At 72.2% G+C, this 2,506-nt stretch carries 2 protein-coding genes and 1 pseudogene; all 3 read left to right on the forward strand.

The window, feature by feature from the left end:
* A pseudogene (locus ACXJKL_RS19245) lies at window positions 1-207 on the forward strand (alcohol dehydrogenase); the annotation flags it as partial.
* A gap of 189 nt (window positions 208-396) precedes the next feature.
* Entirely contained in the window at window positions 397-1,869 is a 1,473-nt protein-coding gene (locus ACXJKL_RS19250) for a cryptochrome/photolyase family protein (protein WP_457208609.1), read from the forward strand.
* A gap of 70 nt (window positions 1,870-1,939) precedes the next feature.
* A partial coding sequence (locus ACXJKL_RS19255; RefSeq protein WP_457208610.1) for a TetR/AcrR family transcriptional regulator occupies window positions 1,940-2,506 on the forward strand: 567 nt, incomplete at its 3' end.

Here is a 2,506-nt window from a genome sequence, read left to right on the forward strand (position 1 = left end):
GACCTGCTCCGCGCCCGACGGCGCCTCGCCTCGACCGGCAGCGGGAGCCTGGCGCGCACCCAGGAGCTGCTCGACTTCTGCGGCGAGCACGGGATCGAGGCCGACGTCGAGGTGCTCCCGTCGGCAGAGGTGGGCACGGCTCTCGAGCGACTGGCCGCGGGGAACGTGCGGTACCGCTTCACGCTCGACATGGGGGACCTCGGCTGAGGTTGGCTCGCGGCCAGTCCTGAGTCTCCGTCGACCTTGGGTGTGGGATCGGTGCCGCCAGGTGGCACCGATCCCGCACCTTCCTCGCGGCGGGGGTTTCGAGGCTCGCTGCGCTCGCACCTCAACCACCGGGGGGTGGCGTGGGCGACTCCGCCTGACCACCGAGGAGGGCGTGCCTAGGGTGGCGCCATGACGACCCGCTGGCTCTTCGGCGACCAGCTCGGCCCGCACTTCACCGACGACCACCGCGGCCCGCTGCTGATGGTGGAGTCCAGGGCGGTCTTCCGGCGGAGAACGTTCCACCGGGCCAAGGCACACCTCGTGCTCAGTGCGATGCGGCATCGCGCTGCCGACTTCGGCGAGCGGCTGACCTACGTCCACGCCGACACCTACGCCGAGGTCCTGACGCCGTACGACGACGTCGAGGTCGTGCACCCCACGTCGTACGCCGCCCTCGGTCTGGTCGAGCGCCTGGGCGCGACCGTCCTCGAGCCGCGAGGCTTCGCCACCCCGCGCGCGGACTTCCGCCGCTGGGCCGCGGGGCGGGGGAGCAAGCGCCTGCTGATGGAGGACTTCTACCGCCGGGCGCGGCTGGCCCACGGCGTGCTCGTCGACGGCGGCGAGCCGGCCGGCGGGCAGTGGAACTTCGACCACGACAACCGGCAGCCCCCACCCAAGGGCGCTGCGAGCCTCGGGGTCACCGAGCCGTGGTGGCCCACCGAGGACGACATCGACGCCGAGGTGCGCGAGGACCTCGACCGCTGGGAGCGCGACGGCGACGTGCAGCTCATCGGCCGCGACGGTCCCCGACGCTTTGCGGCCAGCCGGCGTGAGGCGCTGGCCGCGCTCGACCACTTCGTCGAGCACCGGCTTCCGGAGTTCGGGGCACACGAGGACGCGATCCTCGAGGGCGACCCGTGGATGGCGCACAGCCTCGTCAGTGCCCCGATGAACCTCGGGCTCCTCGACCCGCTCGAGGTGGTCGAGCGGGCCGAGGCGGCGTACCGCAGTGGCGCGGCTCCGATCGCGAGCGTCGAAGGCTTCGTCCGGCAGGTCATCGGGTGGCGCGACTACGTGTGGCACCTCTACTGGCACCAGGGCGACGACTACCGTCGGAAGAACGCGCTGCGCGCGCGGCAGAAGATCCCGCAGTGGTTCGCCACCCTCGACGGCGACGCGACCGACGCGCGGTGCCTGTCCCACACCCTCGACCAGGTCGCCGAGCACGGCTGGGTCCACCACATCCCGCGGCTGATGGTGCTCGGCTCCTACGCCCTCCAGCGCGGGTGGGCGCCGGCGCAGGTGACGGACTGGTTCCACCGGGCGTTCGTCGACGGCTACGACTGGGTGATGGTGCCCAACGTGGTCGGGATGTCGCAGCACGCCGACGGCGGGGTGATGGCCACCAAGCCCTACACGTCCGGCGGCGCCTACCTCAACACGATGAGCGACCACTGCGGGTCGTGCCGGTTCGACCCCAAGGTCCGGGTCGGTGACGACGCGTGCCCGTTCACCGCGGGCTACTGGTGGTTCCTCGACCGGCACCGCGACACCTTCGCCGGCAACCACCGGATGGCGCGGGCGGTCAACGGCCTCGACCGGCTCAAGGACCTCGAGGGGCTGATCGAGCAGGAGGACGCGCGCGGCAACCGCGCCCCCTGAGCGGGATCGCCCGACGAAGGGGACTGCCAACCCCCTCGACATCGTTACTCAAGCGACGTATTTTTTACTCATGTCGGTAACCCAGCGCTCGGTCGCCTCCACCGCACGCCGCGCGCAGATCATCGAGGCCACCATCGCGGTGGTCGCCGACGAGGGGTTCGCCCGAGCGTCCTTCGGCCGGATCGCCGAGCGCGCCGGCCTGTCCAGCACCCGGCTGATCTCGTACCACTTCGCCGGCAAGGACGAGCTCGTCGGCGCCGTCGTCACCCACGTCGTCGGTGCCATCGGCTCCTTCGTCGGGGAGCGGGTGCGGCGGGAGACCACGCCCTCCGGGCGGCTCCGCACCTACATCGCTGCCACGGTCGCCTTCGCCGACGAGCACCGGGCCGAGATGCGCGCGCTCCTGCAGCTCGTGCTGTCCGGCGCCTGGGACGGCACGCCGAGCGGCCCGCCGGCCACCAGCCACCTCGAGGAGATGCTCCTCGCCGGGCAGCGCTCCGGGGAGATGCGGCCCTTCGACGTGCGCGTCATGGCCGCGACCGTCCAGCGGGCCGTCGAGGGCGTCCCGTTCCAGCTCCAGTCTGAGCCCGACCTCGACTGCGCGGCGTACGCCGCCGAGCTGGTCGACCTCTTCGAC

The sequence above is a fragment of the Nocardioides sp. P5_C9_2 genome (genome assembly GCF_054049555.1).

Excerpts from the sequence above, each read along its gene's own strand:
- ACXJKL_RS19250 (WP_457208609.1), top strand. The coding sequence starts at position 397 with ATGACGACCCGCTGGCTCTTCGGCGACCAGCTCGGCCCGCACTTCACC.